General features: G+C 65.7%; 17 protein-coding genes. 15 read left to right on the top strand and 2 right to left on the bottom strand.

Annotated features, from left to right (window positions below; genetic code table 11):
- The first annotated feature begins 2 nt into the window (after nucleotides 1-2).
- The 14 genes from ACS5Q0_RS05545 to ACS5Q0_RS05480 all read left to right on the top strand — a co-directional run bounded on the left by ACS5Q0_RS05545 (nucleotide 3) and on the right by ACS5Q0_RS05480 (nucleotide 19,672).
- A complete protein-coding gene (locus ACS5Q0_RS05545) occupies nucleotides 3-3,863 on the top strand; it encodes a baseplate multidomain protein megatron (protein ID WP_473125611.1) in 3,861 nt (1,286 codons plus the stop codon).
- A gap of 199 nt (nucleotides 3,864-4,062) precedes the next feature.
- A complete protein-coding gene (locus ACS5Q0_RS05540; protein WP_473125610.1) occupies nucleotides 4,063-5,601 on the top strand; it encodes a DUF2793 domain-containing protein in 1,539 nt (512 codons plus the stop codon).
- A 9-nt stretch (nucleotides 5,602-5,610) separates the two neighbouring features.
- Complete coding sequence (locus ACS5Q0_RS05535; protein ID WP_473125609.1) at nucleotides 5,611-6,369, top strand: glycoside hydrolase family 108 protein; 759 nt, start codon at nucleotides 5,611-5,613, stop codon at nucleotides 6,367-6,369.
- 96 nt (nucleotides 6,370-6,465) lie between these two features.
- Nucleotides 6,466-6,780, top strand: a complete 315-nt coding sequence (locus ACS5Q0_RS05530) for a PepSY domain-containing protein (RefSeq protein WP_473125608.1) — start codon at nucleotides 6,466-6,468, stop codon at nucleotides 6,778-6,780.
- Between the two features lie 16 nt (nucleotides 6,781-6,796).
- On the top strand, nucleotides 6,797-7,474 hold the full coding sequence (locus tag ACS5Q0_RS05525; RefSeq protein ID WP_473125607.1) for a response regulator transcription factor: 678 nt from the start codon (nucleotides 6,797-6,799) through the stop codon (nucleotides 7,472-7,474).
- Nucleotides 7,471-8,868, top strand: coding sequence for an ATP-binding protein (locus ACS5Q0_RS05520; RefSeq protein WP_473125606.1), 1,398 nt, complete (start codon nucleotides 7,471-7,473; stop codon nucleotides 8,866-8,868). The genes ACS5Q0_RS05525 and ACS5Q0_RS05520 overlap by 4 nt, the downstream gene beginning before the upstream one ends.
- A 71-nt stretch (nucleotides 8,869-8,939) precedes the next feature.
- Nucleotides 8,940-10,055, top strand: a complete 1,116-nt coding sequence (ccmI, locus tag ACS5Q0_RS05515; protein WP_473125605.1) for a c-type cytochrome biogenesis protein CcmI — start codon at nucleotides 8,940-8,942, stop codon at nucleotides 10,053-10,055.
- Nucleotides 10,052-10,510: a cytochrome c maturation protein CcmE gene (gene ccmE / locus ACS5Q0_RS05510; protein WP_473125604.1), complete on the top strand. Its 459-nt coding sequence runs from the start codon at nucleotides 10,052-10,054 to the stop codon at nucleotides 10,508-10,510. Before ccmI ends, ccmE begins: the two co-directional genes overlap by 4 nt.
- A 15-nt stretch (nucleotides 10,511-10,525) precedes the next feature.
- Nucleotides 10,526-12,508 (top strand): heme lyase CcmF/NrfE family subunit, encoded by a 1,983-nt coding sequence (locus ACS5Q0_RS05505; protein ID WP_473125603.1) that lies wholly within the window; start codon nucleotides 10,526-10,528, stop codon nucleotides 12,506-12,508.
- A 4-nt stretch (nucleotides 12,509-12,512) separates the two neighbouring features.
- Nucleotides 12,513-12,974, top strand: a complete 462-nt coding sequence (locus ACS5Q0_RS05500) for a cytochrome c-type biogenesis protein (protein WP_473125602.1) — start codon at nucleotides 12,513-12,515, stop codon at nucleotides 12,972-12,974.
- 108 nt (nucleotides 12,975-13,082) lie between these two features.
- Nucleotides 13,083-14,288 carry a S1C family serine protease gene (locus ACS5Q0_RS05495; RefSeq protein WP_473125601.1) on the top strand — a complete coding sequence of 402 codons (1,206 nt, stop codon included), beginning with the start codon at nucleotides 13,083-13,085 and terminating at the stop codon, nucleotides 14,286-14,288.
- Between the two features lie 208 nt (nucleotides 14,289-14,496).
- Entirely contained in the window at nucleotides 14,497-15,195 is a 699-nt protein-coding gene (locus tag ACS5Q0_RS05490; protein WP_473125600.1) for a winged helix-turn-helix domain-containing protein, read from the top strand.
- A 10-nt stretch (nucleotides 15,196-15,205) separates the two neighbouring features.
- Nucleotides 15,206-16,627 (top strand): HAMP domain-containing sensor histidine kinase, encoded by a 1,422-nt coding sequence (locus tag ACS5Q0_RS05485; RefSeq protein ID WP_473125599.1) that lies wholly within the window; start codon nucleotides 15,206-15,208, stop codon nucleotides 16,625-16,627.
- Between the two features lie 78 nt (nucleotides 16,628-16,705).
- Complete coding sequence (locus ACS5Q0_RS05480) at nucleotides 16,706-19,672, top strand: bifunctional [glutamine synthetase] adenylyltransferase/[glutamine synthetase]-adenylyl-L-tyrosine phosphorylase (protein WP_473125598.1); 2,967 nt, start codon at nucleotides 16,706-16,708, stop codon at nucleotides 19,670-19,672.
- A 244-nt stretch (nucleotides 19,673-19,916) separates the two neighbouring features.
- Here ACS5Q0_RS05480 and ACS5Q0_RS05475 read toward each other — a convergent pair whose 3' ends face one another.
- Entirely contained in the window at nucleotides 19,917-22,136 is a 2,220-nt protein-coding gene (locus ACS5Q0_RS05475) for a PAS domain-containing sensor histidine kinase (protein WP_473125597.1), read from the bottom strand.
- A gap of 306 nt (nucleotides 22,137-22,442) precedes the next feature.
- Entirely contained in the window at nucleotides 22,443-25,094 is a 2,652-nt protein-coding gene (pepN, locus tag ACS5Q0_RS05470; protein WP_473125596.1) for an aminopeptidase N, read from the bottom strand.
- A gap of 200 nt (nucleotides 25,095-25,294) precedes the next feature.
- Between pepN and ACS5Q0_RS05465 the strand changes: the two genes are divergently transcribed.
- Complete coding sequence (locus ACS5Q0_RS05465) at nucleotides 25,295-25,735, top strand: VOC family protein (protein ID WP_473125595.1); 441 nt, start codon at nucleotides 25,295-25,297, stop codon at nucleotides 25,733-25,735.
- The last annotated feature ends 71 nt before the right edge of the window (nucleotides 25,736-25,806 follow it).

Below are 25,806 nucleotides of genomic sequence, written 5' to 3'. Positions count from 1 at the left end.
CCATGGCCACACTCGTTCTTCAGACCGTCGGCTCCGTCGTGGGCGGCATGGTCGCAGGCCCCCTCGGCGCGATGGCGGGCCGCGCGCTCGGCGGCCTCGCCGGGGCCGCCATCGACAATGCGCTGTTCGGCGGAAACGACGCCAGGCATGTGGAAGGGCCGCGCCTCAAGGAGATCGATGGCCTCACCTCGACGGAGGGCGCCGCGATCCCACGGGTCTATGGCCGCGCGCGGATCGGCGGCCAGCTCATCTGGGCGACGCGGCTCGAAGAGGTGGTGAACACCAATGTCGACCGCTCCGGCACCCGGGGCGGCAAGGGCATGGGCGGGCCGAAGACGGTCACGACCACCTATTCGTATTTCGCCAATCTCGCGATCGGCCTCTGCGAAGGGCCCGTCGCTTTCGTCCGCCGCGTATGGGCGGACGGCCGCGAGATCGACCTGTCCACGATCACCATGCGCGTGCATCGCGGATCTGAGACGCAGAGCGCGGATCCGCTCATCGTGGCGAAGGAGGGCGCCGACTTTGCGCCCGCCTATCGTGGCCTCGCCTATGTGGTGTTCGAGCGCCTGCCGCTGGAGGATTTCGGCAATCGCGTGCCGCAATTCTCCTTCGAGGTGGTGCGGCCGGTGGATGGCCTCAACCGGATGATCCGCGCCGTCTGCCTGATCCCCGGCGCGAGCGAGTTCGGCTACGATCCGCTTCCCGTCACGCAGGTGCTCGATCTCGGCAGGACTGTCCCCGAGAACCGGCACCAGCTGCGGCGTGGGAGCGACGTGCTCGCTTCCCTCGATGCACTGGAGGCTTTGTGCCCGAACCTCAGGCGCGTCTCCTTGGTCGTCAGCTGGTTCGGCACGGATCTGAGGGCGGATGCCTGCCTCATCGAGCCGCGCGTGGACGCCACCACGAAGACCACGGACGGCGATTCCTGGTCGGTGGCGGGCCTGACGCGCGACAATGCCAACGCCGTGTCACGGTCCAATGGCGCGCCCGCCTATGGCGGAACGCCGTCGGACGCCTCCGTCAGGCGCTTGATCCAGAACCTCAGGGAGCGAGGCCTGGAGGTCGTGCTCTATCCCTTCGTGATGATGGACATCGCGGCGGGGAACGCGTTGCCCGATCCTTACGGCGGCACGGGTCAGCCACCCTATCCCTGGAGAGGGCGCATCACGTGCCATCCCGCTCCCGGACGACCCGGCACCGTCGACGGAACGAGCGCGGCATCCACGCAGATCGCGCAATGGTTCACGGGCTCGCGCGGGTATGAGGCCTTCATCCTGCATTACGCCGAACTCGCCCGCGACGCCGGCGGCGTGGACGGGTTCATCCTCGGCAGCGAATTCGTGGGGCTCACGCGCGTGCGCTCCGCGCCCGGGAACTATCCCGCCGTCGCCCGCTTCAAGGCGCTCGCCGCGCAGGTGCGCACCATCGTCGGCTCTGGCACGAAGCTCGTTTATGCCGCAGACTGGACGGAATACGGGGCCCATGTCCTCGACGGCGGGGCGGAGGTCCGCTTCCCCCTCGATCCGCTCTTCGGCGATCCCGCCATCGACGCGGTCGGGATCGATTATTACCCGCCGATTTCGGATTGGCGCGACACGTCCGATCATGCGGATCTCGCCGAGGCGCGAAGCCTCTACGACATCGATTACCTGCGCCGGAGGCTCGGCGCAGGCGAAGCGTTCGACTGGTACTACGCGAGCGCATCCGACCGGGCGGCCCAGAGGCGCACGCCGATCACAGACGGCGCCTATGACAAGCCCTGGATGTTCCGGCAGAAGGATCTCGTGTCCTGGTGGTCGAGCCCGCATGTGGAGCGATCCGACGGACGGGAAATCGCCGCGACCGAATGGGTGCCGCAATCGAAGCCGATCTGGCTGACCGAGATCGGGATACCCGCCGTCGACAAGGGACCCAACGGGCCGAACGTCTTTCCCGATCCGAAATCCTCCGAATCCGCCTATCCTCCGTTCTCTCGGGGCCTGCGCGACGATCTCGCCCAGGCGCGCGCCCTGGAAGCGATCCTCTCCCGGTTCGATCCGGCCCAGCGGGGCTTCTCCTCCGCGTCTAACCCCGTCTCGTCGCTTTACAGCGGGCGCATGGTCGATCCGGAGAGCGCTTTCGTCTGGGCATGGGATGCGCGGCCTTTCCCCGCCTTTCCCGATTACGACACGGTCTGGAGCGACGGCCCCAACTGGGACACCGGACACTGGATCACGGGCCGGATCGAGGGAGCGCCGCTCGACCGCCTGATCGCGTCCATCCTCAAGGATTTCGGTTTTGCCGATCCCGGCGCGCTCCCGGTCGACGGCTTCGTCGACGGCTATGTGGTCGACCGGCCCATGTCGGCGCGCGGCGCGCTCGAACCGCTCCTGCGCCTGTTCGGCGTCGATGCCGTCGCGAGCGGCGGCAGGATCGCCTGGAAAGGACGCGGCGGGCGCTCGGTCATCACCCTGGCGAAGGACGACCTTGTGATGATGGAAAACGAGCCCGCGCTCAAGCTCACGCGCTCCCAGGAAACGGAGCTGCCGCAGCAGGTGGAGATCGGCTACACGGACAGCGATGTGGATTATCGCCGCGCCGCCGTGGCCTCGCGCCGCCTGTCCGGATCGAGCCGCCGGGAAGCCCGCGCCGATTGTGCGGTCATCATGCGGCGCGCAGAGGCGCAACGCCTCGCCGATTCCTGGCTGCAGGATCTGTGGGCGGGACGGGAAGGGGCGGAGTTCGAACTTTCGCCGCGTCGCATCGACATCGAGCCGGGGGACGTGATCTCCCTTCCCACCGAGGCGGGCCCGAAGCTTCATCGCGTCGTGCGGATCGCCGACGGAGCGACCCGCAAGGTGAGCACGCGGGCCGTGGAGCCCGCCGTGTTCGAGAAGCCGGGCTCCTCGATCGGCAAGCCGCCGCGCCGGCCGCCGCCAATACCCGGCAAGCCGCAGGTCGTCATCCTCGATCTGCCCGCGACCCTCGGCGATCCCGAGCCCTTGCAATTCATCGCCGTTGCCGCCGCTCCATGGCCCGGCGCGGTGACCGTCTGGCGCTCGGGCAATGGGGCGAGCTTCACGCCGTACCGGATCGTCACCCTTCCCGCCGTTATCGGGCGAACCAGGAGTGCGCTTCCCGCAGGGCCGCTCTGGCGCTGGGATCCCAAGGCCGTGCTCGACATCGAGATCTCCTCCGGAGCCATCAGTTCTCTCGACGACGAGGCGACGCTGGCGGGCGGCAATCTCTTCGCCATTCAGGGAACCGATGGACGGTGGGAGATTCTCGCGGCTTCCCGCGCCGAGATGACGGGTGAGCGAAACTATCGTCTCTCGCGCCTTCTGCGCGGGCTCGCCGGAACCGAGCCGGAGGCCGGACGCACCGTGCCGGAAGGGGCGCTCGTCGTGCGCCTCGACGAAGCGGTTGCCCCGTTGTCGACCGATCTCTCCGATCTCGGACAGACCTGGCGCTACAGGGCCGGGCCTTCCGGGCGCGATCACGCGGATCCGGCCATGGTCGAGATCATCGCAACCGTCGGGCGCGAGGCCCTGAAGCCCATGAGCCCGGTGCACGCGTCGCTCCACCGCGAAGCGGACGGCGTGCACATCGCGTGGGTCCGGCGGACACGGCGCAACGGCGATGGCTGGGAGGCTGTCGACGTTCCGCTCGCGGAGGATTTCGAACGCTACGAAATCGATATCCTGAGAGCAGGCAACGTCGTTCGCACGCTTACGAGCGACCAAGCCTCGGTTCTCTATTCGACAGAACAGGAGATGGTCGATTTCGGCGCTCCGCAACCGGCGCTCCGCCTCCGGATCGCACAAGTGAGCGCCGTCGCGGGCAGGGGCTTCGAGACGAGCGTCACACTGCCTGTTCGGTAGGGGGCTCTGCTCGAACTCTCCTCCCCCTTGTGGGGAGGAGGTGGAGGTGGGGGTGTAAGCGATAGCCTATCAAGGTCTGGCGCCAACACCCCCACCCTTAATCCCTCCCCACAAGGGGGAGGGAACGCGTTGCGCCCATCCAGGACCCCGCATCCCATCACGACACTTTTCACACATTCATTTCACGGCCCATCACGCAATGACCTCGACGCCTCATCTGGCTCTGCCGCTGCTCGCCGCGGCGCAGGCGCAAAAGCATGTCACCCACAACGAAGCCCTGTCGTCGCTCGACGCGCTCGTCCATCTCTCCGTGAAGGAGCGGGAGCGCGCGGCGCCTCCGGCCGCGCCGGACGAAGGAGACCGCTATCTCGTCGGATCCGGCGGGACGGGAGCCTTCGCCGGCCACGAGGGCGCGATCGCTCTCTTCGATCTCGGAGCGTGGCGCTTCTTCGCGCCGCGTTCCGGCTGGCGCGCCTATGTCGAGGCGGAGGACGCCCTCGTCGTCTTCGACGGCGGGCAGTGGCGCGACCTCGGCCATTATTGCCGGATCTTCGACAATCTGGACCGCCTCGGCATCGGAGCGACGCCCGACGACCTGAACCGCCTCTCGGCGAAGCTCAACGCGGCCCTGTTCTCGGCCTTGAGCACGGAGGAGGGCGGGACGGGCGATCTGCGCTTCGTCCTCAACAAGGCGGGCGCGGCCAATGTCCTCTCGCAGCTCTATCAGCGCGGATTCAGCGGCCGGGCGGAGACGGGGCTCATCGGCAATGATGATTTCAGCATCCGCGTCTCGCCCGACGGTGCGGCATGGATCGATGCCTTGCTCCTCGACGGCGGGACGGGCGTGGCGACGTTCCCCCAGGGATTGTCCAACCTGCCGCGCGCCAACCTGCTCATCAATTCCTCGCTGCGCGTGAACCAGCGCGGGTTCTCCGGCGGCGCTCTCGCTGAAGGCGTCTACGGCTTCGACCGCTGGAAGGGAGGCCCTGGTGGCTGCACGCTCACGCGGGCGGCGGACGGAACCGTCACCCTGACCGGAGCCCTCGATCAGGTCGTCGATGTGGCCCATGCCGCCGCTCTTGCTGGAAGCGCCAGCCTCGCCGGAGCGGTCCTGACCCTGTCGGTGGAAAATCCCTCCAGCCCGCTGCCGGTCCTGATCGGATCGAAAGCGGCGACGATTCCCGCCGGGTCGGGCCGCCGCTCCGCGACGGTCACGCTCGACCCGGCCGAGACGGGGCATGTGACAATCCGGCTCAATCCCGCTTCCGCGTGCTCCTTCAGGAACGTGAAGCTGGAGATCGGCTCCTTCGCGACGCCCTGGGCCGGGGAGCCGCTCGACAGGGAAGAGGCTCTCTGCCGGCGCTATTACCAGCCCATGCCCGCCAGCGGCTCGTCGCCCCTGATCCTGGGGGCTTTCGGCCAAAGGCTTTCGACGAGCTTCATCGACATTCCCGTGATCCTTCCCACCCCCATGCGCGCCAGTCCGGGGTTGGTCACGAGCGGCGCCGCCTGGGTCGGCAGCGTGCCTTCGGGCAACCAGATCTCTTTCTACAGCAACAGCAACCTGGCCTGGGTGACGACGACGGGAGGGGTGAACATCATGACCATCGGGCCGGCTGGCCCCGCGGCGGTGGTGCTGAGGCTGCAGGCCACGACCACCTTCTCCGGCTCGGCCGGCGCCGTCGGCAACCTGTATATCGGCAACGGGGCCGTCCTGGCCCTGCAGGCGGAGCTCTGAACGCTCCCGATGGCGGCTTTTTCAACGGCCTTCGAGCGCGCCCTGGCTCTCGTCCTGCGGCACGAGGGCGGTTTCTCTCATCATCCCAAAGATCCCGGCGGGGCCACGAATTTCGGGATCACCCTCGAAACGCTGTCCCGGGCGAGAGGCCATCCGGTCTCGGTCGAGGACGTCCGCAATCTCACGAAGGAGGAGGCGGCGGCCATCTGCCGCCGCTTCTACTGGGACGCGATCCACGCCGATGAGCTCCCGCCAGGGCTCGATCTCGCGCTCTTGGATCTTGCCGTCCATTCGGGCCCGCATCGCGCGGTCATGCTCCTGCAGGCGGCGCTCGGCGTCGAGGCCGACGGGCTGATCGGCCCGGTCACGCTGGACGCCGCCCGAAGAACCGGTTCCGCCGAGGCGATCCGCAGGCTGACCCGCGAGCGCCTCGCCTTTCTCTCCCGCCTCGTCACTTGGCCCGTCTTCGGGCGCGGGTGGCGCAGGCGGGTTCTCACCGTCGAGCGGGAGGCGATCCGGCTCGCATCTTCATCCCATCTCCAACAAGGACATCCGCACATGCTGGATACGAAATCCCTTTTGTCGAGCCGCACGGTCTGGGCCAACCTGATCGGCCTTGCCGCCGTGATCCTCGGCCTGTTCGGCTTCGACGCCTCCGATCTCAACGGCAGCGCCTTCCAGGAGGCCCTGTTCCAGTTCGTCGCGGCGGCGAGCTTCGTAGCCTCCACGATTTTCCGGATTCTGGCCACCCGCAGAATTGCGAGCTAGACTGTCGCGCCGGGCGGCTCCTTCGGGGGTCCGCCCGGCGATCCGATGCTCTTTAGCATTCAGAATTCATTCAGTGCTGCAAAGGCATAAGGCGGCATGCGTCTGGTTTGGCTGGTCATCGCGGTGTGGGGAATGGTGGGGGCTGCGTCCGCGCAAAGCGCGACCTCGGCTCTCAATAACTGCCTGCCGCCCCGGGAAATGCAGGAGGCCGTGGCTTCCAAGGGCGTCGTCGCGCCTGCCTCCGCCGTCATGACGGCCCGCCGCCAGGTTCCCAACGCGGACGTGGTGCGGGCAAGCCTCTGCCGAAGCAGCGACACCCTGGTTTATGTGATCATGGCCTTGCAAAAGGACGGTCGTATCGTTCAAGTGACGATCGACGGCTCGTCCGGGCGGGTCAAATCGGTCCAGTGAAAAGAAAGCTCGAAACGTGCGCCTTCTCGTTGTCGAGGACGACAAGATCCTCAATAAACAGATCGTGACCGCTCTCGAACAGGCGGGATACGCGGTCGATACGGCATTCGACGGCGAGGAGGGGCAATTCCTCGGGGAAACCGAGCCTTACGACGCCATCATCCTCGACCTGGGCCTGCCGAAGGTGGACGGCGTGTCCGTCCTCACGGCCTGGCGCCGGGACGGCCGGAAGACCCCCGTCATCATCCTGACCGCCCGCGACCGCTGGAGCGACAAGGTCCAGGGCTTCGACGCCGGGGCCGACGATTACGTGACCAAGCCGTTCCACATGGAGGAGCTGCTGGCCCGCGTCCGCGCCCTGCTGCGCCGGGCCACGGGCCACGCCACGAGCGAGATCGCCTGCGGCCCGGTCAAGCTCGACACCCGCTCGGGTCGCGTGGCGGTGGACGGCAACCCCGTGAAGCTGACCTCGCACGAATACCGGCTCCTGTCCTACCTGATGCACCATACGGGGCGCATCGTCTCGCGCGGCGAGCTGACGGAGCATCTCTACGATCAGGACTTCGACCGCGACTCGAACACCATCGAAGTCTTCATCGGCCGCCTGCGCAAGAAGCTCGGCGTGGATATCATCCAGACCGTCCGCGGCCTGGGCTATCTCCTCGACGCGAGCCAGACCCACACGAAATCGTGAGCGGCTTTCGCCCGATCCTGAACCGCTTCGCGAGTCGGCCGATCGCCGTCCGGCTTGCGGTCTCCTCCGTCTTCTGGAGCTTCGCGATCCTCCTCGTCGCGGGGCTCATCCTGCAGGCGCTCTACCGCGACAACACGGAGCGGGCCTTCGACCAGCGCCTTCTCGTCTACGCCAATACCCTGGCCTCCAACCTGGTGGCTCCGGGCGATCCCGACCGCGACCTCGGCCCGATCGGCGATCCGCGTTTCGAGCTGCCCCTGTCCGGCTGGTACTGGCAGGTGGCGCGGCCCAACGCCAAGCCGGGCGAAATCCGCTCGTCCAAATCCCTGTTCGGCGGCCAGATCCCGAGCCTCACCATCAGCCCCGACGACCGGTTCGGACAGATCCGCCGCGGCTACGGCAAGGCGCCGGACGAGCGCAATCTGCGCATCGTCGAGCGGGACATCGATCTGGGCGAGGACGGCCGCTACATCATTCGCGTGGCGGGGCCGGCGGATGAAATCGACATGAGCGTCCGCGACTTCCTGTTCGCGCTGACGATCACCTTCGCGCTGCTCGGTCTGGCGCTCGGCTTCTCCACGCTCCTGCAGATCCGCTTCGGCCTGCGGCCGCTCGCCAATCTCCGCAGCGCCCTCGGGGCCATTCGCCGTGGGGAGGCTGAGCGAATCGCCGGTGAATATCCCCGGGATATTTCGCCGCTCGCGAGCGAGCTGAACCTGTTGCTCGACACGAATCGGGAGATCCTGGAGCGCGCCCGCACTCAGGTCGGCAATCTGGCTCACGCGCTCAAGACGCCGCTCAGCATCATCATGAACGAGGCGGAGAACGCGCCGGACGAAGTCGCCGCCCGGGTGCGCGAGCAGGCGGCCCTGATGCGCGATCAGGTCAATTACTATCTGGACCGCGCCCGGGCCGCAGCCCTCGCCGGCACCTTGGGAACGCTGACCGAAGTGGAGCCGGTGATCGCAGGCCTCGCGCGGACCTTCGCCAAGATCTATCGCGACAAAGACCTGGCCTTCGAACTGGCGATTCCGCCCGATCTGCGGTTCCGGGGCGAGAAGCAGGATCTTGAGGAGATGGCCGGCAACCTGATCGACAATGCCGCCAAATGGGCCTCCCGGAAGGTAGAGATCTCGATGGAGATCATCCGCGAGGACGACGACCGCCCGCGCTTCCGCCTGCTGATCGACGACGACGGCCCCGGGCTTCCGGAAGCGGCGAGGGCCGAGGTCCTCAAGCGCGGCCGCCGCCTCGACGAAACGAAACCCGGATCCGGCCTGGGTCTGTCCATCGTCAGCGATCTCGCTGCGCTCTATCGAGGCTCGCTCAAGCTCGAGGCCGCGCCCCTCGGCGGACTTCGATGCGTGCTCGAGCTCCCGGGGGATAGAGGCTGACCCTATGTACTTTTACGCGTGACACCGTGCCACCGTCGTGCTTGACGAGGACTCGGAGTATTTGGGAATTCATGGTGATCTGGATCATACTCTTGCTGATGACGGCGGTTGCCGTGATGGCGGTGCTTTGGCCGCTCTCGCGCCACAAGGCGCTCGCCGCGCGACAGGTGGACCCGGACACCCAATTCTACCGCGAGCAGATCGCCGAAATCGAGCGGGACCGCGAGCGCGGAGCGCTTCTTCCGAGCGAGGCCGAGGCGGCCAAGGCCGAGGCCGGACGCCGGCTTCTGCGTGCGACCGGCATGGCGGATGCGGACGTTTTCGCGGCTCTGGGCGAGCCCGCCCTGCGCCGTCGCCGGGCCGCGTCGACACTGGCTCTGTCCGTGATTCCGATCATGGCGCTCGTCCTCTACGGGGCCTATGGATCGCCGCACCTCATGACCCATCCGCCGGAGCGGCAGGAGGTTCGGGCGCAGGGCGAACGCCTCGATCTCATGGCCGCCGTCGCCCAGATCGAGGCGCATCTGGCCAAGAATCCAGAGGACGGACGCGGCTGGGAGGTGGTGGCTCCGGTCTATATCCGCATGGGGCGGATCAGTGATGCTGTCAGGGCTTACGAATCCGCGGTGCGCTATCTCGGCCCGAGCGCGGAGCGGCTGTCCAATGTCGGAGAGACCATGGTGCTCGCCAATGACGGACTCGTCTCGGCCGACGCCCAGAAGGTTTTCGAGCAGGCGGTGAAATTGGACAAAGCCTCGCCAAAGGCGCGGTTCTATCTGGCCGTCGCGGCCGAGCAGGACGGGCAGGTCGAGAAAGCCAAGCAGGCTTACGGCGCGCTTATCGCCTCCTCGCCGGAAGGCGCCCCGTGGGTCGGCGTCGTCCGGCAGCGTCTGGCCAATCTCGGCGGTGAGCAGCCGCCTGCCGCGGAAGCGGCGGGAGACGCGCCCCGGATCGGAGCCGAGGACATCGCCCGCATGGTGTCGGGCCTGGCCGAGCGTCTCGAGGCCCAGGGCGGGTCTGCCGACGAATGGGCGCGCCTGATCCGTTCCTATGCGGTTCTCGGGCAGCGCGACAAGGCCAAGGCCGCGGCCGACCGGGCCCGGAAGGCCCTGGCGCAGGACGAGGCCGGGTTGAAGACCATCGACGCGATGGCGCGCGAAATGAAACTGACTGACGCAGGACCATGACCAGAAAGCAGAGACGCCTGACCCTGATCGGATTCGCGGGAGGTATCCTGGCGATCGCCCTCGGTCTGGTGCTTTACGCGATGAACGACACGATCGTGTTCTTCAATTCGCCGGCCGACATTCAGGCCAAGAACGTACAGCCCGGCACCCGCCTCCGCTTGGGAGGGCTCGTGAAGGAAGGGTCCGTGCAGCGCGGGGCCGACCAGCAGATCACCTTCGAGGTGATGGATGCGCAGGGCGCGATCCAGGTCCGCTATAAGGGGCTGCTGCCCGACCTATTCCGGGAAGGGCAGGGCATCGTGGCCGAAGGCGTTCTGGAGAGCGCCACCCTGTTCCGCGCCGATTCCGTGCTCGCCAAGCACGACGAGAATTACATGCCCCGCGAGGTGGCGGATACGTTGAAGAAGCAAGGTCATTGGCAAGGTGAAGCCAACGCCGCGCCGAAGACGCAGTAGAGTAGGGAGAGTCTGGTGTTCGTTGAGGCTGGACATTTCGCGCTTGCGCTGGCGCTCGGACTATCCGTGATCCAGTTCGTCGTGCCGCTCTGGGGCGCGCGCGCCAACGATCCCGTGCTGATGTCGGTGGCGCCCGTGACGGGCCTCGCCGTCTTTGCCTGCATCGCCTTTTCGTTCCTGGCGCTGACCTTCGCCTACGTGACCTCCGACTTTTCCGTCGTGAACGTGGTCGAGAACTCGCATTCGGCCAAGCCGCTCATCTACAAGATCTCTGGTGTCTGGGGGAACCACGAGGGCTCAATGCTCCTGTGGGTGCTCATCCTCGCGCTGTTCGGGTCCGTGGTGGCTCTCGCGAGAGGCAGCATTCCGCTGCGGCTCCAGGCCAACACGCTGGCGGTTCAGGCTGCGATCACGATCGCCTTCCTGCTCTTCATCCTGCTCACGTCGAATCCCTTCACGCGGCTCATTCCGGCCGCCCCCGAGGGACAGGACCTGAACCCGCTGCTGCAGGATCCCGGTCTCGCGATCCATCCGCCGCTGCTCTACATCGGCTATGTCGGCTTCTCGATCTCCTTCGCCTTCGCCATCGCGGCGCTGATCGACGGGCGGATTGACGCGGTGTGGGCGCGCATCGTCCGCCCCTGGACCCTCGGGGCCTGGGCCTTTCTGACGCTCGGCATCGCCATGGGCTCGTACTGGGCCTATTACGAACTCGGCTGGGGTGGCTGGTGGTTCTGGGACCCGGTGGAGAACGCCTCCCTCATGCCGTGGCTCGCGGGCACGGCCCTTCTCCATTCCACCGTCGTCATGGAAAAGCGCGACGCTTTGAAGGTCTGGACGATCCTTCTCGCGATCCTCACCTTCTCCCTGTCCCTGCTCGGCACGTTCCTCGTGCGCTCGGGCGTTCTGACCTCGGTGCATTCCTTCGCCGTCGACCCGGAGCGCGGCACCTTCATTCTGGGCATTCTCATCCTCTTCATCGGCGGCTCGCTCGCACTCTTCGCCTGGCGCGCGCCCCTGCTCAAGCAGGGCGGCCTGTTCGCGCCCGTTTCCCGCGAGGGCGCCCTCGTCGTGAACAACCTGTTCCTGGCGACTGCCTGCGCGACGGTTCTGATCGGCACGCTCTATCCGCTCGCGCTGGAGGTGCTGACCGGCGACAAGATTTCCGTCGGCGCGCCGTTCTTCAACTTCACCTTCCTGCCGCTCATCATCCCGCTGCTGATGCTCCTGCCGCTCGGCCAGACGCTCGCCTGGAAGCGCGGCAATTTCCTCGGGACCGCGCAGCGCCTTTATGCCGTGTTCGGCCTCTCGCTCCTCGCCACGGTCGGGATCTTCGCCATGACGCATGGCGGCCCCGTCGCAGCGCCGCTCGGAATCGGCCTCGGAGTCTATCTGGTGCTCGGCTCGTTGAACGAGATCGTGACCCGCTCCTGGTCCAAGGGCACGCCCCTGTCGGTCGCCCGGCGCAAGGCCGCCAACCTGCCGCGCTCCACCTGGGGCACGGTGCTGGCCCATGCTGGCGTCGGCCTCACGGTCATCGGCATCGCCGCCACCGCCTGGGGCGTGGAAGCGCTCGCGACGGTCAAGATCGGCGAGCGTATCAAGGCCGGAGATTACGAGGCCCGGCTCGAGCGGGTCGTCCCCCGCACCGAGGCCAATTACCGGGAGGATGCGGCGGTCTTCACCATCCTCCGCGATGGCCAAGCTTTGGGCACCCTGGAGAGCATGAAGCGCCTCTACGTGACCCGCGGCATGCCGACGACCGAGGCCGGCATCATGACGGTGGGCTTCGGGCAAGTCTATGTCAGCCTCGGCGACGTGCAGGCCGACGGTTCGGTGGGCGTGCGGCTTTACTACAAGCCCCTCGTGCTGCTGATCTGGATCGGCGCTCTCATCATGGCCTTAGGGGGAGGCATCTCCCTGACCGATCGTCGGCTGCGGATCGGCGCTCCGACGCGCGCCAAAGTCTCCGCCGCCGCGCCTGTCCCTGCGGAGTGACGTCATGCGGTTCGTTCTTGCCCTTCTCGCTCTCCTCGCCGTCGGCGGGCCGGCCTTCGCCGTTCAGCCCGACGAGGTGCTGAAGGATCCGGCTCTCGAAAAGCGGGCGCGGGACATCTCCTCGGGCCTGCGTTGCCTCGTCTGCCAGAACCAGTCCATCGACGATTCCGATGCGCAACTCGCCAAGGACCTGCGGCTTCTCGTGCGCGAGCGGCTCGTGGCCGGCGACGACGACCAGCAGGTGCGGGACTTCCTGGTGCAGCGCTATGGCGAGTTCGTCCTGCTGAAACCCACCTTCAGCGCCCACAACATGCTTCTGTGGCTGACCCCGGCCCTGGTCCTCGTGTTAGGGGCCGTAGGGGCCTATGTCGCCCTCCGCAGGCGTCCGCAAGGCGCTCAAACCCTCGACGAGGAGGAGCAGAAGGCCCTGGAGGCTTTGCTCAGCCGGGACCGCTCGGCCTCCTGAGCGAAACCTTACCAAGTTTTCATCTTGAGGTGAGAGTGCCGTAAGGCGCGAACCCCCATCTTCCTCCTCACACGAACCGAGAAAAGGTTCTTTCAGGAGAGAAGAGAGATGTCGGACAAGGTTCTTGCTCCCATCCGTAAAAGGACGGCCAAATGGCTCGGCGCGGCGGCAGTCGCCGCCCTGATCGCGGGCGGCGCCGTTCAAACCGGGCTCGTCGTTCCCAGTCCGGCCCATGCCGAGCTGCGCTCCATGTCGCAGCCGATGCAGGGCCTGCCGTCCTTCGCCGACATGATCGACAAGGTGAAGCCCGCGGTCGTCGCCGTGAAGGTCAAGGTGCAGAACGTGGCGTCCCGCGACGATGAGGATGGCCAGCAGTTCGCACTCCCCGATTTTCCGCCCGGCAGCCCCATGGAGCGCTTTTTCCGCCAGTTCCGCGACCTGCAGCCGGATGGTCCACGCGGGCACCGTCAGCAGCCGCGTCAGTTCGGTCAGGCCCTGGGCTCCGGGTTCTTCATCTCGGCTGACGGCTATGTCGTGACCAACAACCACGTGGTGGAGAACGCCGCCGACGTGACCGTGACCATGGACGACGGCAAGGAGCTGCCCGCCAAGGTGATCGGCACCGACCCCAAGACCGACATCGCCCTGCTCAAGGTCGATGGGGGCAGCGATTTCCCCTATGTGCGCCTCGCCGAGCAGAAGGCCCGCATCGGCGACTGGGTGCTCGCGGTCGGCAATCCGTTCGGCCTCGGCGGCACGGTGACGGCCGGCATCGTTTCAGCCCAGCACCGCGATATCGGCGCAGGCCCCTACGACGATTTCATCCAGATCGACGCGCCGGTGAACAAGGGCAATTCCGGCGGCCCGACCTTCAACCTCTCCGGTGAGGTCGTGGGCGTGAACACGGCGATCTACTCGCCCTCCGGCGGCAGCGTCGGCATCGCCTTCGCCATTCCGGCGAGCACCGTGGAGCAGGTCGTCGCGTCGCTCAAGGACAAGGGCACCGTGACCCGCGGCTTCATCGGCGTGCAGATGCAGCCGGTCACCAAGGAGATCGCGGAGGCCATCGGCCTCAAGGAGGCGAAGGGCGCCCTCGTGGCCGACGCGATCAAGGACGGTCCGGCCGCGAAGGCGGGCGTCCAGACGGGCGACACCATCATCGCCGTGGACGGCCAGCCGATCAACGAGGCCAAGGACCTCTCGCGCAAGGTCGCCCAGGTCGCGCCCGGCAAGACCCTGTCGCTCACTCTCTGGCGCCAGGGCAAGGAGCGGACCGTTACCCTCGAGGTCGCCAGTCAGCCGAAGGGAGCCTGATCCTTCGGCAGCGAACAGGCGCCAGGATGTTAGATGTTGATTGCCCCCGACACCTGGTGTCTTCTGCCCGCGGTGAGCCGGCCTCCTCCCCCTCCAGGGTCGGTCCGCCGCGGGCTTGGCGCGTCGCACGATGCGCTCATCGAAGAAGGGAGCATCGGAGGTGAGTGCGATATCACTCCGATGCTTTGGAGTGCGTTGAAGACAGGCTATGCGGATTCTCATCATCGAGGACGACAAAGAGGCGGCTTCCTACCTCGTGAAGGCGTTCCGGGAGACCGGCCACGTGGCGGACCATGCCGCCGATGGGCTCGACGGTTATGCCATGGCCGAGGCCGGGGATTACGACGTGCTCGTGGTCGATCGCATGCTGCCGAAACTCGACGGCCTCTCGCTCATTCGCTCTCTGCGCGAACAGAAGGTCGAGACGCCGGTGCTCATTCTCTCCGCCCTGGGACAGGTAGACGACCGGGTGAAGGGCCTGCGGGCGGGCGGCGACGATTATCTCCCGAAACCTTACGCCTTCTCCGAACTCCTGGCCCGCGTCGAAGTTCTCTCGCGACGCCGCGCGTCCGCGCCGAGCACCGAGCCGACAATCTACCGCATCGCCGATCTCGAACTCGATCGCCTGTCCCACCGCGTGACGCGCTCGGGTCATGAGATCGTGCTGCAGCCCCGCGAGTTCAGGCTGCTCGAATACCTGATGAAGAACGCCAATCAGGTCGTCACGCGCACCATGCTGCTGGAGCATGTGTGGGATTACCATTTCGATCCCCAGACCAACGTGATCGACGTCCACGTCTCTCGGCTGCGGTCCAAGATCGACAAGGGCTTCGACAAGCCCCTCATCCACACCATCCGCGGCGCGGGCTACATGGTCCGGGTCGGTTCGGTGGAGGGAGAGGAATGAGCGTGCCCCAATGACCGGCCTTGGCAAGCTCTTCCGGACCACCGCGTTCAAGCTGTCCTTCGCGTACCTCGTCGTCTTCACGCTATTCGCCTTCGTGACGCTGGGCTACGTCGCCTGGAGCGCCGAGAAGGTGCTGACCGACCAATTCGTCTCGACCATCGAGAGCGAGATCAGCGGGTTGGCGCAGCAATACAGGAACGGGGGGCTCCGTCGCCTGGTGAACGTGGTCGACCGGCGCTCCCGCCAGCCCGGCGCGTCGCTCTATCTCGTCACGACGGAACTCGGCGAAAGGGTCGCCGGCAATGTCGGGGCCCTGCCTCCCGGCGTGATCGACCGCGTCGGGCAGTTCGAGACGCTCTACAACCGCACGGACGAGACGGATACCAAGCCCAACGTCGCCCTCGTGCGCGTCTATCTCCTGCCGGGCGGCTTCCGCCTGCTGGTCGGCCGCGACATCGAGGAGCGAATACGTCTTCGCGACGTCATCCACAAGGCGATCGGCTATTCCCTGCTGTTCATCGGCGTCCTGGGCTGCCTGGGCAGCTGGTTCATCGCGCGGCGCGTGCTCAAGCGCGTCGACGACATGACGGACATCACACGCGATATCATGGCGGGCGATCTCGACGGGCGGCTGAAGGTGGCCGGAACGGGGGACGAGCTCGATCGCCTGGCGGAGAACCTCAACGACATGCTCGACCGTATCGGCGAGCTGATGCGCGGCATGCGCGAGGTTTCCGACAACATCGCGCATGACCTCAAGACGCCGCTGACGCGGCTGCGCAACAAGGCGGACGAGGCGCTGCGCACGGCCAAGACCCCCGACGAACTCAAGGCGGCCCTCGAAGCCACCATCGAGGAAAGCGACAATCTGATCCGCATCTTCAACGCGCTTCTCATGATCGCCCGGCTGGAAGCGGGCAATGCGCGCGAGGGATTGGCCGATTTCGATGCCGCGGAAGCCGTGCGGGACGTCGCCGAACTCTACGAGGCTGTGACGGAAGAAGTCGGCGTTTCGCTCGACGTGTCTGTCGAAAACGAACTGCCGATCCACGGAAGCCGCGAATTGCTGGGCCAGGCGATGGCCAATCTCCTCGACAATGCGCTCAAATACGGAGCTGCTCCCGATGGCAGCCCACAGACGATCGCCGTGTCAGCCCAGCGCATCGGTCAGGACGTGAGGATCGTCGTGGCGGATCGCGGGCCGGGAATTCCGGAGGAGGAGCGCAGCCATGTCCTGGAGCGGTTCGTGCGGCTGGAATCGGCGCGCTCGCGTCCGGGCTTCGGTCTCGGCCTGAGCCTTGCCGCCGCCGTGGCGCGGCTCCACCAGGGACGACTCCTGCTGGAGGACAATGCGCCCGGGCTTCGCGTCGTCCTGATGTTGCCTTTGAAGGAGGCCCCGGTCTCGCAGGTCGCCCTGCCGTCCGCCGCCTGAGCCTCACGTCGAAGGGAGACGGCTCACTTTTCGGTTGCCTCTTGCCCGGCGGCGTGAACACTCAGGCCATCTCAAGACATGGATGGATTGGCAGTGCCGGATCAGAACCGCTCCCTCATCAGCCGCCTGACGCAGGCCCCGCCCGTTTCCGATCTCAAGAAGGCCAAGGCTGAACTCGCGGAGTTCATGGAGCGCGTCCGCCGGGAGCCGAAGGCTGCGGCGCTGCTGCCGCATCTCGAAGAGGGGTTGCTCCGCGATCTCCTGATGGGCCTGGCCGATTATTCTCCCTTCCTCTGGCAGCTCGTCCTCGCCGATCCGGCGCGCGCGGCGCGGCTCGCGCTGGAGGATCCCGAGGCCGTCCATTCCTCTATCCTCGACGATCAGGCCAACCTGTTCCGCCGCATGCGCGCGGGCGAGATGACCCGCGACGATGCGGCCGCAGCCTTTCGGCGCAACCGCAACGCCCATGCACTTCTGGTGGCTCTCGCGGATATCGGCGGCCTCTGGGGAACGGAGGAGGTGACGCAGGCCCTCTCCGGCTTCGCGGATGCGTCCGTCTCGGGCGGCCTCAATCTGATCCTGATGGAGAATGCGGATCTCGGCCGCATCACGCTCCAGAACCCGGAAAATCCGGGTGAGGGCTCGGGCGTCACGGTGCTCGCCCTGGGCAAGCACGGGGCAGGGGAGCTCAACTATTCGAGCGATATCGACCTCGTGATCTTCTTCGATCCCGAAACGCGGGCGATCAAGGAGGGCGCCGAAGCGACGACCATCTATACCCGCATCGCCCAGCAGCTCGCCAAGCTGCTGCAGGAGCGGACGCCGGACGGATACGTGCATCGCGTCGATTACCGCCTGCGTCCGGATCCGGGCTCGACGCCCACGGCGATGTCGCTGTCCTCGGCCTATATCTATTACGAGACGCTCGGGCAGAACTGGGAGCGCGCGGCCTTCATCAAGGCGAGGCCCGTCGCGGGCGATCTGGCCCTGGGCGAGACCTTCCTCAAGGAGCTGCGCCCCTTCATCTGGCGCAAGTATTTCGACTTCGCCTCCATCGCCGACGTGCACGCCATGAAGCGGCAGATCCATGCGGTGCGCGGGCACGACGAAATTGCGGTGGCGGGACACGACATCAAGCTCGGACGTGGCGGCATCCGTGAGATCGAGTTCTTCGTGCAGACGCAGCAGCTCGTGTTCGGCGGCAGACGCCCCGCGCTTCGAGGGCGGCGCACCCTCGACATGCTGGTGGAGCTGCACAACGAAGGCTGGATCACGGCTCAGGCGCGCGACGAACTCTCTCACGCCTATCGCTTCCTGCGAACCATCGAACACCGGCTCCAGATGGTCGCCGACGAGCAGACGCAGCGGCTTCCCTCTGACGAGGAAGACCTCAAGCGCTTCGCCCTCTTCTGCGGCTATCCCAGCCTCAAGGCGTTCTCGAAGGCGCTGACGGATCAGGCGAAGATCGTGCAGGGCCATTACGCGCTGCTCTTCGAGGAGGGGCCGGAGCTCGCGTCCGACGTGGGCAGCCTGGTCTTTACCGGCACCAGCGACGATCCGGAAACGCTCGCCACCCTCCAGCGCATGGGGTTCCGCGAGCCGGAGAAGGCGGCCGAGACCGTGCGCGGCTGGCATTTCGGACGGCGCTCCGCCATCACCAGTGCGCGGGCGCGCGAGGTGCTGACCGAGCTGACCCCCGCCTTGCTCTCCGCCCTCGGCGGCACCGCCGATCCCGATGGGGCGCTCGCCGCTCTCGACAGTGCGTTCGGCCGCATGCCGGCCGCCGTTGAACTCCTCACGATCCTGCAATCTCACGACAAGCTGCGCCTTCGCTTCGCGGACCTTCTCGGGACGGCCCCGCGTCTCGCCAACACGGTGGCGCAATCGCCGCATGTACTCGATGTCCTGATCGACCCCGCCTTCGGCATTCCGCGGGTCGACGAGGCCGCCATCGAACAGCATGTGCGGCAGATCATCGGGAGCCCCGCCAATTACGAGGAGTTTCTCGACCGTGCCCGCGATGCGGGGCGGCAGATGAGGTTCATCACGGGCGCGCGGCTTCTCTCCGGAATCATCTCGCCCGCACAGGCGGGCGAGGGATATGCGGCGATCGCGTCCGCAATCGTCCGAGCATCCTTCGAGCGTGTCCGGCAGGAATTCGAGGCCGAACACGGAATCGTTCCCGGCGCCAAGGTCGCCATTCTCGGACTCGGCCGTCTCGGCACAAAGGAACTCACGGCAGGCTCGGATCTCGACCTCGTCGTCATCTATGATTTCGATGAGGAACAGCGCGACAGCACGGGGCCCCGAGCCCTCGACGCCGTCGTGTATCATACCCGCCTCACCCAGCGCCTCGTCGCGGCGCTGACCGTGCCGACCCGGCGCGGGCTCCTCTACGAGGTCGACCTTCGCCTGCGGCCTCAGGGCGGGAAAGGGCCGGTCGCTTCGCAGTACAAGGGCTTCGTCGCCTATCAGCAGAGCGAGGCCGATCTGTGGGAGCACATGGCTCTCACGCGCGCCCGCATCCTGTTCGCGGATCCCGACTTCGCGTCGCGCGTCGCGGAATCCATCAAACATATCGTCGGCGCCGAGCGGGATGCGCGTCACGTCATTTCTGAAGTCCGCGCGATGCGCGACCTGATCGCCGAGGAGAAAGGCGACGACGACCCGTGGGATCTCAAGCTCGCAAAGGGCGGTTTGACCGACCTCGACTTCGTCGCGCAGGCGCTCGTTCTCGCGCATGCAAGCCGGCATAGTTCGCTGATCGGACTGCCTTCGGAAGAAACCTTTCACGAGGTGAGCGAACTCGGGCTGCTCTCAGGTGGGGATGCGAAAGATCTCGTCGAGGCTCATCGGCAGTTCAACGCGATCTTCCAATGGCAGCGGCTGGCGATCGAAGGTCCCTTCGAGCCCGACCGCGTTCCGCCCGCCATCTTCAAGCGCCTCGCGACGATCGCGGGCCTGCCCGATGCCAAGGTGCTGCTGACGCATCTGAACGCGATGCGGGAGCATGTGCGGGAGATCTACGACCGCGTCCTGAGCTGACCGGGTTCCAGCGGCTGCTTTCATTCTCCCGTCATAGCCGGGCTCGTCCCGGCCATCCACGTCTTCGGAAACACCGCGCTTTCAAGACGTGGGTCCCCGGGACAAGCCCGGGGATGACGGTGGAGGATGCCAGGGAACGTCCTAGAGCCTCGGACGCAAAAGTGGGAACCGGTTTTGCGTGGAAAGAGGCTCACAATCAAAAGCCTAGAGCATCGGGCGTGAGTTCGAACTTACGTCCTATGCTCTAGGCAGCGGCGTCCGCGAGGGCGATGTCGGCGTTCGTGGCTTCGGCGAGAGGCAAGTGGACGAGCACGATGGTGCCGACGCCTTCCTGGCTCTTGATGCGGAGGCTGCCGCCATGGAGTTCCGCGAGTGAGCGGGCGATGGCGAGGCCCAGGCCCGAACCCTTGTAGCTCTTCGAGAACTCGGTCTCGACCTGCTCGAAAGGCTGGCCGAGCTTGTGAAGGGCATGGTCCGGGATGCCGATGCCGTTGTCCTCGACATAGATGTTGACGGCGCCGCCGGCGAGACGGGTGCGCACGGTGATGCAGCCGCCTTCGCTGGTGAACTTGGTCGCGTTCTGAAGCAGGTTCACGAGGATCTGATGGAGCGCACGCTCGTCTGCGGGCGCCACGATGTCTTCAGGCGTCACGTCGACCGTAACGACGAGGTTCTTGGCCTTTGTCTGCTCGCTGACGAGCTTGAGCGCCCGCTGGATTGACGCGTGAATCTCGAGAGGCTGCTTCTTGAGCGTCGTGCGGCCCGCCTCGATGCGCGACATGTCGAGAATGTCGTTGATGACGGACAGGAGATATTCGCCGCTCGAGCGGATATCGGCGCAGTATTCCTCGTACTTCTCCGAACCGAGCGAACCGAAGATGCCGCTCTGCATGACCTCCGCGAAGCCGATGATGGCATTCAGCGGCGTGCGCAGCTCATGGCTCATGTTGGCGAGGAACTCGGACTTCGCGCGGTTGGCGCTCTCGGCCTGCGCCTTCTGATCCAGGTAACGCTCGGCGAGGTCCGCAAGCTGCTGGGTCTGCGCCTCGAGCTTCTGGCGGGATTGCTTGAGATCGAGAACGGTGGCGATGAGTTCCTTCTCGGATTCGACGAGGCGGTGCTCATGACGCTTGAGTGCGGTGATGTCCGTGCCGACCGACACATAGCCGCCGTCCTTCGTGCGGCGCTCGTTGATCTGGAGCCAGCGGCCGTCCTGCAGCCGTGCCTCGAAGGTGCGCGCGCCCACGTCCTGCTGCTCGCGGCGCAGGAACTGATGCTGCACTTCGGGCGGGCGGCCCAGCGCCATCACTTCGGCATAGGACTTGCCCTGCAGGTTGGCATCGGCCGGAAGCTCGTGGAGCTTCTGGAACTTCGAATTGCAGAGCACGAGATTGTTGTTGGCGTCCCAGAGGACGAAGGCCTCGGAAATGGCCTCGATGGCGTCGTGCAGGCGCGCATCCGCGCGGGCGGTCTTCTCTTCGAGGCCGCGCTGCTCCGTGACGTCGACGGCGATGCCGACGAGATGGCTCGCGGCGTCGTCGGGATCGTTCATCAGTTCCGCGCGGGCGCGCAGCCAGACCCAGTCGCCCGTGATGCTGCGGATGCGAAACTCGTAATCGACAAGGGACGTGGTGGCGGAAGCGAGCTGCTCTGCGAGCGTGTAGAGATCCTGATCGTCCGGATGGATCATGGTGTTCACTTCACCGAACGAGAGGAACTCGTCCTGCCGCTCGTAGCCCAGCAGCTCATACATGGAATCGGACCAGTAGATCCGGCCCCGTCCGATGTCCCAGTCCCACAGGCCGCAGCGTCCGCGATTCAGGGCGGAGTCGATCCGGTCGCGCACCTTCTCGCACACTTCGTCGGCGGCGCGGGCGCGGTTGGCCTGCATCATGTATGCGACGCCGATGCCGAGAAGCACCATGATCGTCGCGCCGAGCAGGGAAACATGACCGATGGTCCGCGTCCACCAGCCCGCGAGAACGTGGGGCAGGGGCTGAACCACGGCGATCTGGCCGGATGACGCCGGGAGCGCGCGCACGGTCGCGATGCCTTCGTTGCCGCTCGCCATTCTGACCGTCATCACGCCTGCGCGGTCGGCGAACAGCGCCAGAGGCTGCGCGTCGCCGAGAATTTCGGCCAGGGTCCGCGGGGCGTCGTCCATCTCGGGATAGGTGGCGATGACCGCGCCCGAATGATTGATCAGGAGAAGGGTCCGGTTCTGGCTCAGGGCGCTCGCCGGCATGTCCTTGGCGAGTGTGCCGAGCTCCGCTGCGGCCTGCGCGCGATCCGCGGGAGCGCGGTGGTTGGCAAGCTTCGCAGCGGAAAGCGAGGCAATGATGTCGATGTCCTGGATGGCGTCGAGCAGAGTGTCGCGGCGGCCGTCGCGGATCTGAATCCAGGCGCTGCCGGCCAAGGTGATGAGAAAGAGAATGAGAACGGCCGGAACAGCAAGCCTGAGCAAGGATTCATATTGCTCGAGCCGGCGATAAGCCGGGTTTGCGTCCGATCTCGCTACACCTAGAATCGTACCCGCGCGTGCGGGTACGCATGCGGTCACCGCCCCCGCCATGCGATGCTCCCTTCGGAACCGAAACTGTCCTCATTCGGAGGACGTGCCGCATCTCTCCGAATCATCAACAATAGAATCACGGGCAGGTGATTTGTCCAGCTATAGGATCGGTTTGGTTAATAAAAAATTCTCATCCCCCTTCAGGCCTGGGGATAGTTCGGGATAACTCGACCCGGCGCGGCTTGCGCCAAGCCTGCTTCAGGCTGCCTGGCTCTCTTCAAGCGATCGATTCACGATGTCTCCTACATCGCGGGAAAGATTCGACTTTTGCGCAATCGATTGCAGCGCCCGCCGCGCGTGAGAGCGACGAACGGGCTCCATCATCTTCCACGTGCTGAAGGCAGTGAGCAGCCTTGATGCAAGCTGGGGATTCAGCTCGTCGACGCGCAGCACGACGGATGCGAGAAACGCGTAGCCCGCTCCGTCCTCCCGATTGAACTGCACCTGGTTGAGCATCGCGAAGCTGCCGACGAGGGAGCGCACGCGGTTCGGGTTGTTGAACGAGAAGGCAGGGTGTTCCATCAGGCGTTTCACGCGATCGAGCGTCGTGTCTTCCGGGATCGCGGCCTGTAGAGTGAACCACTTGTCGATCACGAGCGGCTCGTTGCGATAGCGCTCTTCGAAGCTCCTGATGGCGTTCTCTCGAACCATTCCGGGAATCGTCATCAGAACATTCAAGGACGCCAGTCGATCCGTCATGTTGCTGGCGGTCTCGAATTGTTCGCTCGCAAGTCTCTCTCCTTCGCGCTGATCGGCCGAGGCGAGGAGGTCGAGCGCGGCGTTGCGCAGCGCTCGCCTTCCGGCGCTCGCGGCATCGGGGCTGTAGGGCTCCGTCTGCGTGAGAGAACGATGCAATTGCACCAGGTGCGCGAAGCTTCCCTTGCCGATATGTCGGCGCAAAGCCTTGCGGGCGCGGTGGATCGCGTCAGGGTTCACATCCTTCCCGATTTCCTGAGCGATGTCGGCTTCGCTGGGAAGCGTCAGGACGAGCGCTGCGAAGGCTGGATCGATCAGAGCGTCCGTTTCCATGAAGGAGCGGAAAGCGGAGGCGAGCGAGTCCTTTTCCTCGTCGCTCACCGGTGCTCCCGTCGAGAGCGCGACGAGCGTGCGCATCGCGACCGTCTGCGCCGCCTGCCAGCGATTGAACGCGTCCGTGTCGTGCCGGAGCAGAACGAGAAGATCCTCGTTCGAAAGGTCGAGGGAAAGCTTCACGGGCGCCGAGAAGCCGCGGAAGAGTGAGGGAACAGGGCGCGCGTGAACGTCCGTGAACGTGATGCTGTCCTCTGCCTTGTCCAGAATGAAGACGCCGCGCGCATTCACGCACTCACAGGAGGCCGGCATCGCCTTCCCGTCCTCGGCCACGAGACCGAGCACCACGGGGATCACCATCGGCTCCTTCGTGGGTTGTCCGGATGTCGGCGGCGTCCGCTGCTCGAAGTCGAGGCGATAGGTTGCCGCGGCTTCGTCGAAATGCCCGCTCACGCTCACGCGCGGCGTGCCGGATTGGGCATACCAGCGCGCGAAATGGGTGAGGTCGCGTCCGGTGACATCGGCAAAGGCTTTCAGAAAATCCTCGACCGTGGCCGCGGTGCCATCGCAACGCTCGTAGTAGAGGTCCATCCCGCGGCGGAAATCCTCGGCGCCGATGAGCGTCTTGAGCATGCGGACGATCTCGGCGCCCTTCTCGTAAACGGTCGCGGTATAGAAATTGTTGATCTCGCGATACTGGCTCGGCCGCACGGGATGGGAGAGGGGGCTCGCATCCTCGAGAAACTGCCGCGCCCGCAGGGCTTTCACCTCCGCGATGCGGTGCACGGGCCGCGAGCGTTCGTCCGAGGAGAATTCCTGATCGCGGAAGACCGTCAGTCCTTCCTTCAGGCAGAGCTGGAACCAGTCGCGGCAGGTCACGCGGTTCCCGGACCAGTTGTGAAAATACTCATGCGCGATGATCGCTTCGATATTCGCGTAATCCGTGTCGGTCGCGGTCTCGGGGCTCGCCAGGACGTATTTGTCGTTGAAGATGTTGAGCCCTTTGTTCTCCATCGCGCCCATGTTGAAATCGGAGACGGCGACGATGTTGAAGACGTCGAGATCGTACTCGCGGCCGAACACCTTCTCGTCCCAGACCATGGAGCGTTCGAGCGCGTCGAGAGCGTATCCGGCGCGGTCCTCCTTGCCGGGTTCCACGTAGACTGCAATCTCCACGTCTCGTCCGCTCATCGTCCTGAAGGGTTTGGCGACGCGGCCGAGGCGTCCGCCGACCAGCGCGAACAGGTAGGACGGTTTCGGGAAGGGATCGTGCCAGACGGCGTAATGCCGGTCGGTCCCCTCGACGGGTCCGCTTTCGACCGGGTTTCCGTTGCCGAGCAGAACCGGAGCTTCCTCGCGCTCCGCCTCGATGCGCGTGGTGTAGACGGCGAGCACGTCGGGCCGGTCGAGGAAATAGGTGATGCGCCTGAAGCCCTCGGCCTCGCATTGCGTGCAGTAATTCCCGCCCGACCGGTAAAGGCCCATGAGCTTGGTGTTCGCCATCGGGTTGATCTCGGTCTCGATGGTAAGCCTGAAGGGGTGCTGCGGAGGCTGGGATATCGTGAGAGACTGGGGCTGAGCCTCGAACTCGCCGGTTTCCAGCGGCCGGTCGTCGAGGGCGACGGATTTCAGGTTCACCTCGTCGCCGTCGAGAACCAGGGGAACGTCCGAGCGCCCGGCCGGGTTGGGCCGCAGGGACAGCGTCGCCGTGACCCTCGTCGCCGTCGGATGAAGCCTGACGTCCAGCTCGACCCGGTCGATGAGGAAATCGCTGGGCCGGTAATCCTCAAGGCGAACGATCTGGGCGACATCGGTGCGCATCGGCAACTCTCTGTAGAATAAAATTACCTTGAATCGTGGCGGATCGACGGCATGGGGGCAGACTGTCTGAAGCGACGGCTGATAAAAGTCACGTCCAGTTGGACAATTCCAAGGCTTTTTCCGCGGGTAAAAAGCATAGGTCTTGATCTCTCCGCCAAATGCGCCATCACCCTGGGCGAGCCTTATAAGGGAGATGATTTATGGAATACCTCCACACAATGGTCCGGGTGTCGAATCTGGAGCAGTCGCTTGATTTTTTCTGCAACAAGTTCGGTCTCGTCGAGGTTCGCCGGACGGAAAACGAAAAGGGCCGCTACACTCTCGTCTTCCTGGCGGCCCCCGGGGACGTGGAGAAGGCCAAGGATACCAAGGCTCCGCTTCTGGAGCTGACCTACAACTGGGACGAGCATGAGTATTCCGGAGGCCGGAATTTCGGCCATCTCGCCTACCGGGTCGACGACATCTACGAGACCTGCCGGAAGCTGATGGAGGCGGGCGTCACCATCAATCGTCCCCCCCGCGACGGCAACATGGCCTTCATCAGGACGCCCGACAACATCTCCATCGAGTTGCTGCAGCGCGGCGAGCCCAAGCCCGTGCAAGAGCCCTGGGCCTCCATGCCGAATACCGGTTCCTGGTAAGACCGGCATCCGCAGAAAGTCTCCTTGGCGAAAAGCCCTTGCTCCGCCATTCTTCCCGACCCACCATAAGA

This window comes from Microvirga sp. HS2, assembly GCF_055792805.1.
This window is presented reverse-complemented; position numbering and strand designations above follow the sequence as displayed.

Bases quoted from the DNA above. Each gene is read 5' to 3' on its own strand.
- pepN (WP_473125596.1), bottom strand. From the start codon at position 25,094: ATGCGCACCGATGTCGCCCAGATCGTTCGCCTTGAGGATTACCGGCCC.
- ACS5Q0_RS05480 (WP_473125598.1), top strand. From the start codon at position 16,706: ATGGATGGATTGGCAGTGCCGGATCAGAACCGCTCCCTCATCAGCCGC.
- ACS5Q0_RS05465 (WP_473125595.1), top strand. From the start codon at position 25,295: ATGGAATACCTCCACACAATGGTCCGGGTGTCGAATCTGGAGCAGTCG.
- ACS5Q0_RS05495 (WP_473125601.1), top strand. From the start codon at position 13,083: ATGTCGGACAAGGTTCTTGCTCCCATCCGTAAAAGGACGGCCAAATGG.
- ACS5Q0_RS05545 (WP_473125611.1), top strand. From the start codon at position 3: ATGGCCACACTCGTTCTTCAGACCGTCGGCTCCGTCGTGGGCGGCATG.
- ACS5Q0_RS05540 (WP_473125610.1), top strand. From the start codon at position 4,063: ATGACCTCGACGCCTCATCTGGCTCTGCCGCTGCTCGCCGCGGCGCAG.
- ACS5Q0_RS05490 (WP_473125600.1), top strand. From the start codon at position 14,497: ATGCGGATTCTCATCATCGAGGACGACAAAGAGGCGGCTTCCTACCTC.
- ACS5Q0_RS05500 (WP_473125602.1), top strand. From the start codon at position 12,513: ATGCGGTTCGTTCTTGCCCTTCTCGCTCTCCTCGCCGTCGGCGGGCCG.
- ACS5Q0_RS05535 (WP_473125609.1), top strand. From the start codon at position 5,611: ATGGCGGCTTTTTCAACGGCCTTCGAGCGCGCCCTGGCTCTCGTCCTG.
- ACS5Q0_RS05530 (WP_473125608.1), top strand. From the start codon at position 6,466: ATGCGTCTGGTTTGGCTGGTCATCGCGGTGTGGGGAATGGTGGGGGCT.
- ccmE (WP_473125604.1), top strand. From the start codon at position 10,052: ATGACCAGAAAGCAGAGACGCCTGACCCTGATCGGATTCGCGGGAGGT.
- ccmI (WP_473125605.1), top strand. From the start codon at position 8,940: ATGGTGATCTGGATCATACTCTTGCTGATGACGGCGGTTGCCGTGATG.
- ACS5Q0_RS05485 (WP_473125599.1), top strand. From the start codon at position 15,206: ATGACCGGCCTTGGCAAGCTCTTCCGGACCACCGCGTTCAAGCTGTCC.